General features: G+C 46.7%; 7 protein-coding genes. 1 reads left to right on the plus strand and 6 read right to left on the minus strand.

What is annotated here, in order from left to right:
- Nucleotides 1-78 precede the first annotated feature (78 nt).
- Entirely contained in the window at nucleotides 79-648 is a 570-nt protein-coding gene (locus ACJJIE_RS06295) for a DJ-1 family glyoxalase III (RefSeq protein ID WP_444893966.1), read from the plus strand.
- A 201-nt stretch (nucleotides 649-849) separates the two neighbouring features.
- On the opposite strand, the gene ACJJIE_RS06300 is transcribed toward ACJJIE_RS06295, so the two are convergent.
- From ACJJIE_RS06300 to ACJJIE_RS06325, 6 genes are all read right to left on the minus strand, one after another.
- Nucleotides 850-1,227, minus strand: a complete 378-nt coding sequence (locus tag ACJJIE_RS06300; protein ID WP_444893967.1) for a hypothetical protein — start codon at nucleotides 1,225-1,227, stop codon at nucleotides 850-852.
- A gap of 905 nt (nucleotides 1,228-2,132) precedes the next feature.
- Nucleotides 2,133-6,431 carry an RHS repeat-associated core domain-containing protein gene (locus ACJJIE_RS06305; RefSeq protein ID WP_444893968.1) on the minus strand — a complete coding sequence of 1,433 codons (4,299 nt, stop codon included), beginning with the start codon at nucleotides 6,429-6,431 and terminating at the stop codon, nucleotides 2,133-2,135.
- A 66-nt stretch (nucleotides 6,432-6,497) separates the two neighbouring features.
- Nucleotides 6,498-7,007 carry a tetratricopeptide repeat protein gene (locus ACJJIE_RS06310; RefSeq protein WP_444893969.1) on the minus strand — a complete coding sequence of 170 codons (510 nt, stop codon included), beginning with the start codon at nucleotides 7,005-7,007 and terminating at the stop codon, nucleotides 6,498-6,500.
- Between the two features lie 37 nt (nucleotides 7,008-7,044).
- Nucleotides 7,045-8,181: a FlgD immunoglobulin-like domain containing protein gene (locus ACJJIE_RS06315; RefSeq protein ID WP_444893970.1), complete on the minus strand. Its 1,137-nt coding sequence runs from the start codon at nucleotides 8,179-8,181 to the stop codon at nucleotides 7,045-7,047.
- Nucleotides 8,178-9,068 carry a TolB family protein gene (locus ACJJIE_RS06320; RefSeq protein WP_444893971.1) on the minus strand — a complete coding sequence of 297 codons (891 nt, stop codon included), beginning with the start codon at nucleotides 9,066-9,068 and terminating at the stop codon, nucleotides 8,178-8,180. Before ACJJIE_RS06320 ends, ACJJIE_RS06315 begins: the two co-directional genes overlap by 4 nt.
- A gap of 87 nt (nucleotides 9,069-9,155) precedes the next feature.
- The gene (locus tag ACJJIE_RS06325) at nucleotides 9,156-17,582 is read right to left on the minus strand and encodes a right-handed parallel beta-helix repeat-containing protein (protein ID WP_444893972.1); all 8,427 of its coding nucleotides are present in this window, start codon (nucleotides 17,580-17,582) and stop codon (nucleotides 9,156-9,158) included.
- Nucleotides 17,583-17,795 lie beyond the last annotated feature (213 nt).

Raw genomic sequence — 17,795 nt, forward strand, 5'->3', positions numbered from 1 at the left:
TTATAGGCCAGCTCAAAGAGGTAGGATTAGCCCAGAAAGCCTATAAATAGGTTAACCCCATCGTTTGGAACTGCAACCGTGCCCAAAATACTGATTCCCGTCGCTGATGGTAACGAGGATATAGAAACCATTGCCATCTACGACATTTTGGGCCGAACGGGTGCAGAGCTGGCACTGGCATCGATTATGCCGAGTAGACGTATAACTACCCTACGCAATCTTGTTATTGAAGCCCCCTACTCCATAGAGGATTGCTTGGACTCCACGTGGGATCTAATAGCCCTACCAGGCGGCAAGGAAGGTGCCGAGCGAATGTATAGCTCAGCCCCCCTAATAAAGCTTATCCAAAAGCAACTTGAATCGGGTCGCTGGCTAGGAGCAATTTGTACCGCTCCAGTGATCGTTCTTGGGCGGCAGGGGCTGATAACCAATTTTACGGCCACTTGTTACAAGACGTTTCGCGGCGAACTTAGTCAATATGTGAAGGAAACCAGTGATCAAAGAGTAGTGATCGACCGGAATTTAGTCACCAGCCAATCGCCCGGTACCGCTATAGAGTTCGCTTTTGAACTTGTCACTTGTTTATTTGGGAAAGAAAAATCGCAGTCAATTGCGGAGACCGTGAATGTTTATCTACCACCTGAGTAATTTAACACTCTTCCCGTTTTACTCAGTCGGTTAGAACTTTAAATACATGAACACTGCTCCAAGACTCTATTCAGAGTAACCCTTGATAGGCAGGGAACAGTAAAAAATCAAACATCCTTATCTTCGGAAGCCTAGATTTACCTGCCTTTCAGGGAAGAGTCAGCTAGACTACTTGATTGGGCTAGCTATCAATATAGTCTCTCATTTGGTGAACTCAGCCTTCAAAACATATCCCGTACGATCAAGAATGACCCGGCAATAATTTTTCTCTGGAACTGCTAAAAATTCTGGGGCTTCCGGAACCCAATAAAAAAGCCGTCTCCCATCTCTCGATTCAGATGAAAACTTTCTAACACTTAAATCAAGAGAGTTATCTATCCTATTTTCATCGTAAGTTGAGTTCAAAGACAAGCACAATTGCTGTAATTTTTCCGCATCCCTCTTTTGATATGAGAATGTTTCTAGTGGAGGGTTGCTATCCTCAAAAATATAATCAACAACCTGCCAGTACACGACCATAACACAAACAAACGTCAATACGGCCTTAACTTTTCTTTTGAAACTAATATTAATACTCAAAGCATTATGATCCTTTAGCAATAAGGCACATCAGCTCCATTTTAGCTTCATCAAACGAATCAAAATAAGCTTCAGCAGTAGCAGTAGCAGTAGCAGTAGCAGTAGCAGTAGCTAGCATTTCGTCTCCTTTACCTCTTAATCAAAGAGAAAGAGCCGCCAGAGAGGGAGTCAGTTTTGTTACTGGCTCCATCCTCCCTTCTTTGGCTGTCCTAGAATCTGCTAATTCCCAGCATTTCGCCTTCTTTACCTCTTAATCAAAGAGAAAGAGCCACCAGAGAGGGAGTCGGTTTTGTTACTGGCTCCATCCTCCCTTCTTTGGCTGTCCTAGAATCTCACTAAAATCAACGTAGGATACAATCGAAATCCACACTATTGCCTATCAATAAATTTTTTCCTCTATTTTCGCATGGAGGCATGATGTATTTCAGGTTCTTCGCAAAGTACGCATAAGTTTTTTATGTTGGCATCTAGGCTCCACCTGCTCAACTGACTTCCGCTCAAACCAAGCATGCTCGACACAAGCTATCTCTGAGTACATCCTCGTCCCTGATACGGCTTAGTTTTGCGTCGCCATCCTCAATTCTAAAAAGTAGGCTTCGAGCGCTTGGGCGTACTGCTATCCTCTCAAAGCAAACGTCAAGCTCCCTACCGATATTTTTCTGCGTATTACCAAGAATAATATTGATTAATCTCTTTGGCCTCATCATGGTACATAACTGTTGCGTACTTTCTCGTTCAAGAAATTACTCTCCATCACTAGACAATGATCATACATATAGCCAACATGAAAAATCTAATTTCAAGTGACAAACAATCAAATACACATGGAAATCACCTCTCTCCATACATATTAGAAATAGCTATGAATATCGACCTTACTTAACTTGAATAAAGCTTTACCCGAGTTATATATCTATAACTTTATCATATTCTGACCATTCATACGTTTTGGTTTTCGTTTTTCTTCTTATCTCTTCTTTGTGAGACATCCCCCAATCTTCGTGAATTTCTTCATTCCCACACTCATCTTCTTCGGTGCACAATATCCCATAATTGTAATTTGCATATACAATGGTTTCCCAAGTATTAGTTTGCTCCCAAACCTTTATTGATAAAAGAGCCATATTTAAGTTTGGCTTTGGAAGTTTATAAGCGCTTTTCAGGGTTTTTGAAACCAAAATAGATTGCTTACCTCTTCTATACGCTAAAAGAGCAGTTTCTTTCAGTGTAATAGGCCCATGTGTGATTTCAGTATCACTGCTGAGATAGGAACTAACAATAACTACCCAACAGTTATCTGGTAGCTCAGTGGGTATTGGATAAAGACCTGTAGGATCAAATCCAGCAAGTGGGTTCTGATTAACATAACTATATAGATTGATTCCACCAGTTAAGCCAATTGGGTCACTCTGTAAATATCGCCCCAAACTGGGGTCATAATCTCGATAATAGTTATAATTTAGACCACTTTCCTCATCGTAATACTGCCCAGGAAAGCGCACATTGAATACGATTCCTTGTCCATTCCCATCTACATCATTATCAACAACAGTTTCCCCAAAGACACTACGAGTACTGCGCCAAATAATTTCCTCATCACTATTGATCAACAGTCGTGGCGTATCCAGATGGTCACTGTACACTACATAAGTTCCGTTAGTATCTGCAACCTGAAGCGGGGCATAAGCGTTCGGTAAATAATCGTAGCGTTGGGTAAGACTCGCAGTGCCATCACTCTCTTCAAACTCTGCTATTAGCTGGGTGCCATTCCATAAAAACCAGGTGGTGATACCATCAATAGTTTTAAAGAGCCTCCTGCCACTAACATCATAACCATAACTCGCGGTGGTGGAGGCCTCACTGTAGCCTGTAAGGCGATTATCTAGGTCGTAAGTAAATATTTTATTTTCCGTCCCGGTAATAGACGTTAAGTTACCATCATCATCATAGGCACGGATCAAAGTGTTATTGTTTTGGCTGATCAATTGATTGTTACTGTTGTATTCGTAGGCCGTGCTATCACTCGGATCCTCTCGATTTCCTACCCCATCGTAGGCAAAGACCTCATCGGTAAAGGCAGTATTATCTGGATAGTCGGCCCTGGTTAGTCGATCTACTCCATCATAAGAAAACAATTGGGTGCCATCATTGTCATTATATTCAATGATATTTTTTACCGCATCAAAACTGAAGCCCAAGGACTCCAAGACGATATTAGAGGAATTAGTAACAGTGGAACCTGATAAAGTACCATCGGTATTGTAGGTATTGGTGCGGCGAACTCCAGATGCATAATTAAGGTTAACCCAACGATCAGCTTCATCAAAAGCCAATGAATGAGTCTGGCCTGCCAAAGTGACACTAGATAAGCGAGCGTAGTCATCATAATTAAAGCTATGATTGGTTAGCACGCCACCTAGCTCGGCAGTATTATCAAGACTGAGCCTACTCAACTTACCCAGAGAGTTGTAAGTGTAGTTAAGAACTCTATCCCCACCAGGTATATAATGGCTGGTGGTTTGGGATATACGATTTAATGCGTCGTAAATATTTGTATAAAGTGCGGAGCTTTGTATCGCTGTATCAATAGCTTGCGTCAGTTGACCATTATCATTGTAGGTAAAACTCTGGGTACGCTCAATATTACTGTTCGCATGATCTGTAGCGCTTCCAAAATGTTCAATGCTTACTAATCCACCCCAATCTTCATAGCTATATACCAACACTTGGCCACGAGTACCGGATTTAATAGTGAGGCGGCCGCGGCTATCGTAGTCGTAGTTAATAGCTTCCCCACCAGGGCGGGTTTCTGCGATCATGCGGCCCAACCGATCATAGGTATAACTAGTTGTATTACTTTTCGGGTCAGTGACTGACAGGAGATTGTTACTAGCATCGTAACTAAAGGATGTAACCAGACTGGGGGTTATTCCTTGCTGTTCGGCTCTGGTTAAACGATTCACTTCATCATAAGTGTACAGAATGACACGATTTAACGAATCGGTGGTACTAACTACATTGCCAAAGGCATCATAACTATGATTGACCACACTACCTTTCGGATCAGTAATACTGGCTAGGTTACCGTGCACATCATAACTAAAGGTAATAGTATTACCCAATGCATCCGTAGTACTTAAGCGTTGCCCACGGCTATCGTAAGTATAAGTTTGGTAAGTGGAGTTGGCACCGGTACTATCCTGACGATCGATGCTGGTAAGCCTGCGTTTTCCATCGTACTTGAACAGAATGATCTGCCCGGAAGAAACTTCACCACTCAAACTGTCTGTAGCTCTCCCCATTTCCACTTGCACTAAGTCATTATCCACGTAGGTGTAGTGGGTTTCCTCGTTTAGGGGGTTGGTAACCTGCACTGGGCGGTTTTTATCGTCGTAGGCGAAGCTGGTGGTGTTGCCCATGGCATCAGTAGCAGTTAGACGATTGCCCACTTGGTCATAGGTGTAGCGTTGCACCCCAGTAGTCAGGCTGTTGCCATTGCTGTCTTTCCAATACTCTTTAGTAGGGTAGAGGCTATCTTCCTCATATTCCAGCACATACTGGCTACCATCCGCGTAGGTAGTCACTGTAAGCTGGTTGCGGGTATTATAGGTAAAGCCGGTGGTTTGGTAGCTTCCATCAGCCTTTAATTGTTTGATGCTGGCCAGGGTCTGGGGATTACCATCGCTATCATAATTAAAGGTATATTCGGTGCGGAACACAGTGGTGGCATCAGCAGTGGAAACTATCTCTTCACTGGCTATCCGTCCACCCTCATAAGTCCAACTGGTAGTAATGATTTCACCACTAGCCAGGTTAACTGCCTTGCTTAGGCGACGGTTATCAGTGTTGTAGGTGTAATCAATAGCCCGGGCCAGTGTCCGATCACCATTGTCATCGGCCAGGCCATAACGTTCTTCACGGGTAACATTGTTGTTGGCATCGCGGGTTTTTACCGTGAGATAGCCCGCCTGGTCCTCATACTCCACCGTACGGCCGTCTTCGTTAAATACGTAGCGCTCGGTGGTGGTATAGGGGTTATTACCATCAGCATCGGTAATAGTAGTAGTGACTTCGGTTTCATAACCCTCGGTGATATAGTCAAACTCAAAGGTTAGATTGCCGTAGACCTCTTTGATTACTCGATCTTCAGTATCGTAAGTTTCCTCATAGGGAGTAGCATTTTCACCCACCTGGAAGTAGGTTAGATTGTGGCCGTCGTTGCTATCTTCGTATTTATAAGTGGATACCAGCCCTTCCAGGCCGGTGACTTTAATCAGGTTGCCTGAAGTTAGGGCATTACCTTCACTATCATCCAGCGTATCGTGGCTATAAACAATAGTGCGGCCGGTGTGGTCCACCGCTTGGGTAACACGGCCGGTGTCGCTATCGTAACTGAAGCTAACGTAGTTGCCACTCAGGCTGCCATCTGCCAGGCGCTCTTCAATTTTTTGCAACTGGTAGCTATAGGCCACCGTCATCGGCTTAGAGGGATCGACGGAATAAAGAGAAGTACCGACGATAGGAAAGCGTTCACTGCTGTAAGTAAACTCCAGGCGCTGACCGTTTTTATTTTCCCGTGCTGTCAGTCGGCCTTCAGCATCGTAGTAATCTTTACGTCCATTATTGTGGGCAAAGGTGTAGGTACCATCGCTATCTTCACTCAGGGTTCCACGCAGCCCAGCCACATCGCTTACATAGGCACCGCCACTATAAACAAACTCGGCACGGTGCCCGGCGCAGTAGCGAATAATGACTTTATCATCGGGGTATTCATACAACCGGTAGTCGTGATCGAAGGCCCAGCCATAGCCCAGGGCACTATCGTAATCCGATTGGTTGTTGTATTTCCGTATAATTTGAATCGGGTAGCTGCCGTTGACCACCATATCGGTTTCTTTGTGGCGTTCCTGGCCGCTGTAGAGTACGACTGTTCCCCCTTCGACAGACTCTTCTGGGCAGCCTCCTCCATCACCACTGTCACCACCTCCACTATCATCACTGTTAGAGCCGGTACCTCCACCGAAAGTGTGAGCATGACCGGGGCTGGCGGCGATGGCCAGGGTTAAAGCCAATAGCGCTGAGGCTATAGGCGGACGAATGGAGCCTGCGCTTGCGCAAACGCGCCGGGCGCCTTCCAAGGTTTTGCTAAATCCAGCGAGGGCTTTTAGCGGTGTTTTTAATATTTTGTTGGCAAAACTGCTCATGGGTATTCCCTATCCCCCAACTACTGGCCAGGAGTGTGATTCTTATTCAGTACAAATCAGACGATATTATTGTGCGGCACGCCACAGGCGATAATCTTTCAAAGCGGTTTGTTCCTGCTCATCCTTGCCCTGCGCTTGGTAAGCCTGGGCTAGGCCAAGATAGGCGTGGCCGTGTTCCGGGTGGTTTTTTATTAGGCGGCTGAAATAGGTTTCCGCTTCTACCCACTGTTGCTGCTGAATGGCAATTTGAGCCAACAATTGCAGGGCTTGGCGATGGGTTCTATTTTGTTTCAATACCACTGAAGCGTGCTTCTTGGCTTTTTCGTACTTGCCTAACTTCTTTTCCAGCTGGGCCAATTCAATCATGGCTGGGTAATTTTGCGGTTGCTGTCGTAGTAGCCGGTTGTATAACGCTCGCGCTCGTTTGTAATCCTTTTGCTCCACCGCTGCTTGGGCTTCAGCTTGGGAGACTTGCTGGATATGGGCGCTCGGCTTGGCGGCATAAGCCCCAGTACTGGCAAAAAGCGCAATGATTGCCAAGGATAGGATCTGGATTATTCCCGTAGATCGCTTCATGGTTCACATCCTTCTAAATAGCTAATTCGCATTAGGGTTAATCTTTTTGCGCGATAGTTTTTGCTGAACTTTCCGCTTGGGGCTTTTCAATAACCACTTTTAAGGTGGCCATACCAAAGTTACCCAGGTAACCGCGCAAATTCACGGTGAGATAGTGTTCGCCCGGGTTGTGGTTGCGGCTGTCCCAGCGATAAGTGGTGGGGAAGTAACCCACTTCGTTCTCATAAATGTACTGTCCGTCGACAAAGTACACCGGCTCAAATCTTTTTGAGGCCAGCTGCGCGATATGCTCCGGCTGTACATTAATACGTACCGGTACAGTGCCACTAACTATCGGGGTGCCTTCGCTATTTTGGGGGTAGTCCCCCACCAGTGAAATTTCCAGCGGGAAATCTCCCCGGCTCATTGCGTCCCGTTGCGCTGGGGCGTGAATACGCGGGCGATGGGATTTCTTTTTTTGTCGCGGGCTTTGGCCCCACGGCATATCCTGTACAAAGCGGGCGCCAGAAGATGATTTATCTCCGCTCACCAGAATGGTATTGCGGGGTAAGGCGAAGGCATTGAGAATTAATTCCAGCGCTGGGTGGCCCTTTAAATTCAGGGCGCCGGAGGCATCTTGTCCATCCCAGGCTTCTTTTTGTTGGCCAGACGCGCGCGGCACCCAGTCGATAATATTATTCAGCAGTGGGCCGTTATTTTTTAATCCCACCCGAATTGCGACGCGGGCCATTTGCGGCAGGGTGTAATCCACACTGCCCTGCTCCGCATTCCAACTTAGATCGTTCACCGCGACACTTTCACCACCGGTAATATCGGTCAGGTCGTACTCGGCAGTTTGCTCACCGGCTTTTGCATTGATGGTGTAGTGATAAGCCTCTGCGGGTACCGGGCGCCCCTGCTGGTCGGTGCCGTCCCACTGCCACTGGTGATCGCCCGCCGCCAGCTGTTCGCGGTATTCCGTTTTGATCAGCAGGTCGCGAGCGTCGTAGATATTAATCGTGACGTTGGCTTGCGTATCAATATGGTAATTCAGTGTGAACTGTTCACCCTGGGCGGGGGCAAAAGAGCGGGATTCAATATTGACCCCGGAAATAGACAGTCCGTAGCCAGCCAAGGGCGTAACCAGAGCGGCCAATACTGCGGTGAGGCCGATTTTTTTTAACATCTTATTCATAGTACTGATTTGCCTTGCGCGGGTTGTGGCCGCCATAGGGGTTTACGGGCACCGCTGGTAAATTGGGTCAGCTGGGTTAACTCACCATCATCGAGCGTTAACCTCCACAGGTTATAGGCACCGTCGCGGGTAGACTGAAATACAACGGCATCACCTTTCGGGGACCAGCTGGGGGCGGCATCCAGTGCGGCATCGGTGGTTAGCTGTTTGAGTTTTCCGTTGCTCTCGCGCAACCACAAATCGTAGTTACCGGCACGGTTACTGGAAAATACCAATCGGCCTTTTGTGTCGGCGACAACATCAAAATTGTAAAGACTGTTAAAAGTCAGTTGCCGCTTGCTTCCGGAAATCAAATCCAGCGCCCAGATATCGTGGGCTTCGCCACCATCCCCGGACAAGAAATACACGGTCTTGCCATCTGGATGCCAGCGGGGTTCGTGCTGCATATGACGCATATTGGTGAGTTTTTGCTGGTCGCTGCCATCCAATGGCAATCGCCACAAGTTGTTATCGTCAACACTGTCGGAGGTACTGAGAGAAAAGACTACAGATTTTCCATCCGGCGCTAGGCTCGCATCAATAAAACCTTTAAGCGGCATTGTTATTGGCAATTCTTTGGCGTTGGCCAGCTCTACTTCATGCAGTTCACCCTGGCTGCCATTCACCAGCAAACGTTTGCCATCGGGAAACCAGCTAAGGCTGTTTTTATCGAAGGCTGAGTGGGTGAGCTGCCGGTGTTGTTGGCCCTGGGTATCCATTACCCATACCTGCCAATACCCCTGTTTGCCCGGGGCCAGGTAAGCAATATCCTCTTCTGCGTAAACGCAGGCACACCATAGCAATGCACAAGTCACAATGACCACGTTGGACTTTAGTAAGGCTTTCACGTTGTTCTCTTGGTTGTTTTTTGATTTAGCGCCGACTTGTCAGTTAGGCGCTAACGGTGAACTAAAACACCGCTAGCGCTCTAACCATTATTGATACAGCTGCAATGCGCCGTAGTAAGTGGTACTGGCTCCGGTAGTTGCCGAAGTCGCTTCTATCCAGAAACTGTACACACCTTCATCCGAGACCATAATCGCGTTGCCATCGCTCTCTTCATAACCGGTCCACTCCACCTCGTGAGTGGCTACTGCGCCATCGCTGTCATTAGCGGCTTGCAGCTGGTTATCGATCAAGGTGATCGCTCCGGCATCTGTCGGGTCACCGATATCCGGCGGTAACAGTTTGAAGGTTACGTAGGAGTCCTGATCCAACAAGTAAGCCACTTTCGAGATTTGATCGTAGCTGTGGTACATCAAATAAGGATCGGATTTAACTTCGATGTTGGGTGCGTCCAGTGTGCCGCTGATACTTGGATTTACGCCGTCGATAATGACAACGTTGGTGGGCAAAATTTCATGCGAAGGTACGTAGGCATAAAAAGAACCTGTAGTAAGCACTCCATCTGCAGTGCGTCCATCCCAGACTAAGTAGTGGGTACCCGCCTCCATGGGAACACTATCATACACAACACGTGTATCGCCCCCGTCCGGCGTTACCTCCATGTTCATACGGATATTCGCTGTGGGTGTGATCCCAATTTTCATAAAGTCGTTCTGTACTGCATTCATAGTGGCATCCATACTGCCCGCTAAGATAGTACTGGTGTTATCACTATCCTCAATATCATACACCCCTTCCACACTGCCATTTACTGCGGTGAGAAAATAGGTATATGCCTCTTCCTGAACGTAATTACCTTCATCATCCTTGCCATCCCAACTTAGGGAGTAACTACCTGCACTATCAAAGGTTTCCACCACGCTGCGCATCAGCACTTCACTTTGCTCATCTTTAATATCCAGCGTAACAGTAGCGCCGGCTGACAAATCAAAGCTAATTACCAGACTCTCTCCGGCAACTGGATTAACCGTGGTTTGGTTGCGGCTGATATTGGTAATACTGAGTAGATCAAGGGTGACGGTGCGAATAATAGTGGTGATATTGCCAGCCCTATCACTGGCTTCCAAACGTATTTGGTATTCACCATTTGTTGGTGCCGCTACAGTACCATCGGTGGAGCTAACCACCCATTCAGCCAAGGTGCTTTCGTTTATCGCCGATGTTGAAGATTCGAGGATTACCCAATTATCGGTATCACCGCTCAACTGGTAATCCATGGTGTAGTCAACGAAGAAATTGTCGATGGCACTACCTTCAATCTCTAGGGTCGTAGTCCCAGTTGATAAGGTATCGCCGTTATTCACATTACTCATTTCGGCTATGGGGGCGGTGTTATCCAACTCTACCCAAATGGCACCCGATCGATAACTGGTATTTTCCGCATCAGTTACCTTCAAGAATAAATAATAACGACCATCATTCAATACGGTACTGCTACTATCAGTACCATCCCAATCGATACTAATATCTGTACCGGTTCCCGAGAAAGTATTCACAACAGTTCCGGATTCATTACTGATTTCCAGACTCCAACTGCTACGTGAACTCAAGGTGGCAGTAATGGCTAATGTATCCTGGTTGCCATCACCATTCGGAGAAAAGTACTCGTAACTTCCATTTAAGTTGGATGTTATTACGCGGCTCTCTGCAGCCAGGGCACTGCTGTAGTCTACAACAGTCTCTGGAGAATCAACCCCAATAATATCCACACCCCATTCTGGCGCAGCACTGCCCCACCAGTTGCCAGTAACATTCAACACCACCGCCGAGCTACTACCATAGTTATTGAGGTACAAACTGCCATTGGTATTACCATAGAGATCATTGCCGGTAATCGTGGGCGTTGGATTGGTAGCATCACTACCCGAACCATTCAGGTAAATACCATAATTATTATCGATAAAACTATTACCTGTTAAGCTCGGTGAAGAGGCCCCGGTAATATAGGCACCGTAATTCAAGCCAGTAACAATATTGTCAGTTACTGCTGGGGATGCAGTATCCAGGGCTAGCCCGGTACCAATGTAATCTGTATTTTGGATCAAATTATTGGTAATCGTGCCACCGGCAAAATTGTTAATGCTGATCCCGCTTTCGCTAAAGTCAGTAATAATACTGTTGGTAACACTGAACGCAGAAGGTGAAGTCGCAGAGACTGCATTTTCAGCATATTGGATGTAAGCATTATCAATACTGACACTGCCACCACTTGCTACGACGATACCCTGCCAATCGCCAGCCACAGGATATTGGGCCTCACTGGTAAATATCACCGGCTGCAAACTGGAACCACTAACTACCAAGTCTCCCTCTACTGTTAGTGAGTGACCGGCTGGGAATATCAATATTGCTCCAGCTTCCAGCGTTAAACTCACACCGTTATTTACATTGATATCATCAACAACAATATAGGAACCTGCGACCAAGTTCGTATCTGAGTCAATATCAAAGCGAAGAAAGTAATCGTATACAGGACTTCCATTAGCATTATTTAAATAACCATTGAAATCCACTATCGGCCGATAGGAGGTACTATCGCTATAATCGTAGACCTCTGCTGCTATCGACCCCGAATCTATAGTGTTCCACCAATTACCTGTGGCATTAACAGTAACCACACCAGTTTCGTACCAGTAGGCGTAAAGATCGTAATTGCTGTTGCTGTAAATACTATTGCCGGTAATCACTGGCTGTGGATCGTAATCTGCGTCCAAAACTCCGTACAAGTAAAAGCCATAGCCGCTATTACCAGTAATCGTATTGTCGGTAATCGTAGGGTTAGTGACATTACCGCTTGCGCCCGCAATATAAAAACCATAGTTGCTGTTACCGGTAACGGTATTGCCGGTTATGATTGGGGTAGTCGCATTACTGCTAAGACCTTTAATGTAAAAACCGTAAGTATTATCGGTGATCGTGTTGCCACTAACGGTAGCATTCGCTACACCCTGCAAGTACACCCCAGCAACATCTGCATACTGAATGGTATTGTTACTGATTGAGCCACTGGCGTTGTAGGCATACACACCGCTTTCGTCAAAGTACTGCAAGGTGCTATTACTAACACTGAAGGTACTGCCCGAGGCAGCATAAAGACCGTAGTCCCCATACTCCAGTATCACATGGTCTAAATCCACCGTGCCGCCACTTTGCGCTACAATGCCATACCAATCTCCAGCACGGGGAGTGCTTTCATCGCTGGTAAATATAATGGGGTTATCACTGCTGCCCTGTGCATCCAAGGTGCCATACACCCTGAGCCTAAATTCTCCACCCACCTCAATGCGAGCACCAGGTTCAATCGTCAGAGTCACACCACTTTGTACATACAGTGTACTCAAGAGAGTATAAGTGGTGCCCGCCACCAAGGTAGTATCCTCAGTTAGATACCCGAACAAGCCATTGCTGGGCTCTGCAATTACACCCTCTGCATCCAGATAACCACGATAATCCACTATCGGCCGGTAGGAGGTACTATCGTTATAATCGTAGACCTCTGCTGCTATCGACCCCGAATCTGTAGTATTCCACCAATTACCTGTGGCATTAACAGTAACCACACCAGTTTCGTACCAGTAGGCGTAAAGATCGTAATTGCTGTTGCTGTAAATACTATTGCCGGTAATCACTGGCTGTGGATCGTAATCTGCGTCCAAAACGCCGTACAAGTAAAAGCCATAGCCGCTATTACCAGTAATCGTATTGTCGGTAATCGTAGGGTTAGTGACATTACCGCTTGCGCCCGCAATATAAAAACCATAGTTGCTGTTACCGGTAACGGTATTGCCGGTTATGATTGGGGTAGTCGCATTACTGCTAAGACCTTTAATGTAAAAACCGTAAGTATTATCGGTGATCGTGTTGCCACTAACGGTAGCATTCGCTACACCCTGCAAGTACACCCCAGCAACATCTGCATACTGAATGGTATTGTTACTGATTGAGCCACTGGCGTTGTAGGCATACACACCGCTTTCGTCAAAGTACTGCAAGGTGCTATTACTAACACTGAAGGTACTGCCCGAGGCAGCATAAAGACCGTAGTCCCCATACTCCAGTATCACATGGTCTAAATCCACCGTGCCGCCACTTTGCGCTACAATGCCATACCAATCTCCAGCACGGGGAGTGCTTTCATCGCTGGTAAATATAATGGGGTTATCACTGCTGCCCTGTGCATCCAAGGTGCCATACACCCTGAGCCTAAATTCTCCACCCACCTCAATGCGAGCACCAGGTTCAATCGTCAGAGTCACACCACTTTGTACATACAGTGTACTCAAGAGAGTATAAGTGGTGCCCGCCACCAAGGTAGTATCCTCAGTTAGATACCCGAACAAGCCATTGCTGGGCTCTGCAATTACACCCTCTGCATCCAGATAACCACGATAATCCACTATCGGCCGATAGGAGGTACTATCGCTATAATCGTAGACCTCTGCTGCTATCGACCCCGAATCTATAGTGTTCCACCAATTACCTGTGGCATTAACAGTAACCACACCAGTTTCGTACCAGTAGGCGTAAAGATCGTAATTGCTGTTGCTGTAAATACTATTGCCGGTAATCACTGGCTGTGGATCGTAATCTGCGTCCAAAACTCCGTACAAGTAAAAGCCATAGCCGCTATTACCAGTAATCGTATTGTCGGTAATCGTAGGGTTAGTGACATTACCGCTTGCGCCCGCAATATAAAAACCATAGTTGCTGTTACCGGTAACGGTATTGCCGGTTATGATTGGGGTAGTCGCATTACTGCTAAGACCTTTAATGTAAAAACCGTAAGTATTATCGGTGATCGTGTTGCCACTAACGGTAGCATTCGCTACACCCTGCAAGTACACCCCAGCAACATCTGCATACTGAATGGTATTGTTACTGATTGAGCCACTGGCGTTGTAGGCATACACACCGCTTTCGTCAAAGTACTGCAAGGTGCTATTACTAACACTGAAGGTACTGCCCGAGGCAGCATAAAGACCGTAGTCCCCATACTCCAGTATCACATGGTCTAAATCCACCGTGCCGCCACTTTGCGCTACAATGCCATACCAATCTCCAGCACGGGGAGTGCTTTCATCGCTGGTAAATATAATGGGGTTATCACTGCTGCCCTGTGCATCCAAGGTGCCATACACCCTGAGCCTAAATTCTCCACCCACCTCAATGCGAGCACCAGGTTCAATCGTCAGAGTCACACCACTTTGTACATACAGTGTACTCAAGAGAGTATAAGTGGTGCCCGCCACCAAGGTAGTATCCTCAGTTAGATACCCGAACAAGCCATTGCTGGGCTCTGCAATTACACCCTCTGCATCCAGATAACCACGATAATCCACTATCGGCCGGTAGGAGGTACTATCGTTATAATCGTAGACCTCTGCTGCTATCGACCCCGAATCTGTAGTATTCCACCAATTACCTGTGGCATTAACAGTAACCACACCAGTTTCGTACCAGTAGGCGTAAAGATCGTAATTGCTGTTGCTGTAAATACTATTGCCGGTAATCACTGGCTGTGGATCGTAATCTGCGTCCAAAACTCCGTACAAGTAAAAGCCATAGCCGCTATTACCAGTAATCGTATTGTCGGTAATCGTAGGGTTAGTGACATTACCGCTTGCGCCCGCAATATAAAAACCATAGTTGCTGTTACCGGTAACGGTATTGCCGGTTATGGTTGGGGTAGTCGCATTACTGCTAAGACCTTTAATGTAAAAACCGTAAGTATTATCGGTGATCGTGTTGCCACTAACGGTAGCATTCGCTACACCCTGCAAGTACACCCCAGCAACATCTGCATACTGAATGGTATTGTTACTGATTGAGCCACTGGCGTTGTAGGCATACACACCGCTTTCGTCAAAGTACTGCAAGGTGCTATTGCTAACACTGAAGGTACTGCCCGAGGCAGCGTAAAGACCGTAGTCCCCATACTCCAGTATCACATGGTCTAAATCCACCGTGCCGCCACTTTGCGCTACAATGCCATACCAATCTCCAGCACGGGGAGTGCTTTCATCGCTGGTAAATATAATGGGGTTATCACTGCTGCCCTGTGCATCCAAGGTGCCATACACCCTGAGCCTAAATTCTCCACCCACCTCAATGCGAGCACCAGGTTCAATCGTCAGAGTCACACCACTTTGTACATACAGTGTACTCAAGAGAGTATAAGTGGTGCCCGCCACCAAGGTAGTATCCTCAGTTAGATACCCGAACAAGCCATTGCTGGGCTCTGCAATTACACCCTCTGCATCCAGATAACCACGATAATCCACTATCGGCCGGTAGGAGGTACTATCGTTATAATCGTAGACCTCTGCTGCTATCGACCCCGAATCTGTAGTATTCCACCAATTACCTGTGGCATTAACAGTAACCACACCAGTTTCGTACCAGTAGGCGTAAAGATCGTAATTGCTGTTGCTGTAAATACTATTGCCGGTAATCACTGGCTGTGGATCGTAATCTGCGTCCAAAACTCCGTACAAGTAAAAGCCATAGCCGCTATTACCAGTAATCGTATTGTCGGTAATCGTAGGGTTAGTGACATTACCGCTTGCGCCCGCAATATAAAAACCATAGTTGCTGTTACCGGTAACGGTATTGCCGGTTATGATTGGGGTAGTCGCATTACTGCTAAGACCTTTAATGTAAAAACCGTAAGTATTATCGGTGATCGTGTTGCCACTAACGGTAGCATTCGCTACACCCTGCAAGTACACCCCAGCAACATCTGCATACTGAATGGTATTGTTACTGATTGAGCCACTGGCGTTGTAGGCATACACACCGCTTTCGTCAAAGTACTGCAAGGTGCTATTACTAACACTGAAGGTACTGCCCGAGGCAGCATAAAGACCGTAGTCCCCATACTCCAGTATCACATGGTCTAAATCCACCGCGCCGCCACTTTGCGCTTCAATGCCAGACCAATCACCTTTAGCTGGCGAGGCCTGTGCACTGGTAAATATTACGGGCGCGTCTGCTTCACCAGTAGCTGTGAGATTACCGTTCACCTCAAAGGTGAAATCACCCTCAAATAGAACTGTCACGCCTTCATTAATAGTTAGAGTTACCCCACTATTAACATCGACATCCCCTGTCACTACATAGGTTTGATGTGCAGCAAGCTCTATATCTGAAGTAATATCGCCAGATAGTTCATTTAAAACACTAAGGTTATCGTATTCCAGTGTTTGCGCTTCACTGCCGGTAACTGCCACTGCAATTCCGGCCTTGACAATATCGTCAAAGCTGATCGAAACACTATCAACCTGGGTCCAACTTGCTCCATCAGTAGAGATATAAGCTGTAATCGTGTCGCCATCACGCGCCAATCTTAACCACTGGGGCAAGGCGCCTGTTTGTCCAGTGGTAATTAGCGTATTGGCTGCATCATCCGTAGATCGGGTGAAAAGTCCAATACTGTTATCAGACGGGTCCATTACCAATGCAATGGCTTTATCAGTTGCTTCCGTGCCATTTCGTAGCGCAATACCAGCAATGCCAGATCCACTATTGGTATGACTGGATAAACGTGCAATCAATTCTCCCTGCTGCAGCAATTCTTGATATACAAAGTGCAGAGAGTAGGCATCATCCCACTCACCTGTATCAGCCAAGGCTGGACAAGTAGCAGTAGAAGAGAAAGTCAGCGTTAGGTCATCTAGGTAATTATTGTCGCTAACGCCAAGTGAGGTAGAACGTATGCCGTAGCGAGAAAGATCACCAATGCCCTCACCTACAGTATAGGTAAGACCAATATCACCTCCTCCTATAGTAACCGTCAACGTATCGCCAGAACGATTTAAAGTAACCGTTTGCCCAGTTGTTGGATGATTATCAGTTGCAGCCACCTGAGCTAAATTGGATTGACTCTCGGCACCTGTAAATTGAACCAGAGCCCATACGCCGGTTGAACCATCTCCTTGATACTGGACTCCATAACCAACATATTCAGAGTCAGTCAGATAGATAGTGAGTGAATCAGTACCGGCTCCAGCGTCCGTTGATGAATTAATGAGGGCACTGAGAGTAATTTCATCTGAATCGCTGAGCACCGTTGGGGCCAGCAGGACTTGATCAGTTTGGGCAGTTACAGTGGCGCGCTCATTGCGTAACGATAGAGCTTCACTACCAAAGCTATGAAACCCAAGCGAGGAGAGATCTTCACTAGAACTGGAGGAAAAATCTTCGGAAACCTGGTTTTCAGCTACACAAATTTCTGAAATTCCTAGGCTTAATACCGCATCATCACCACTTAGAATCACATCACCGGTGCTGGCACCAACGATAGAAAGCTGCCAGGGAGAAACATCCTCATCCACTGCCACTTCAGCGTACGTAAATGTCGAAACACATACCAATGAGACAAACAAGTATTGCAACAGCTGCCTGGCATTATTTTGAAACACCAAAAGCCGTGAATGATTATAAGCTGAGCTGCGCATGAACATGCCTTCCCAATTTGCACCTTGAACTAATCGACGCACAACGGGCAGCGAGAAAGCCAAGCAACTCGGCCATCCACACAGTCAACTGAAAGAAAGCTCTGCAGAAATTAAAAGAACGAAATAGGTACTGATACCACTTGCTCAAAACTGCACTTCCAACAGCAATCCATGCACCCTTCATGCATTCACACTCAATCAAGCTTCTTGAGT

It is taken from the genome of Microbulbifer maximicatervae (SeqCode), assembly GCF_052467325.1.

Bases quoted from the DNA above. Each gene is read 5' to 3' on its own strand.
- ACJJIE_RS06305 (WP_444893968.1), bottom strand. From the start codon at position 6,431: ATGAGCAGTTTTGCCAACAAAATATTAAAAACACCGCTAAAAGCCCTC.
- ACJJIE_RS06310 (WP_444893969.1), bottom strand. From the start codon at position 7,007: ATGAAGCGATCTACGGGAATAATCCAGATCCTATCCTTGGCAATCATT.
- ACJJIE_RS06315 (WP_444893970.1), bottom strand. From the start codon at position 8,181: ATGAATAAGATGTTAAAAAAAATCGGCCTCACCGCAGTATTGGCCGCT.
- ACJJIE_RS06325 (WP_444893972.1), bottom strand. From the start codon at position 17,582: ATGCGCAGCTCAGCTTATAATCATTCACGGCTTTTGGTGTTTCAAAAT.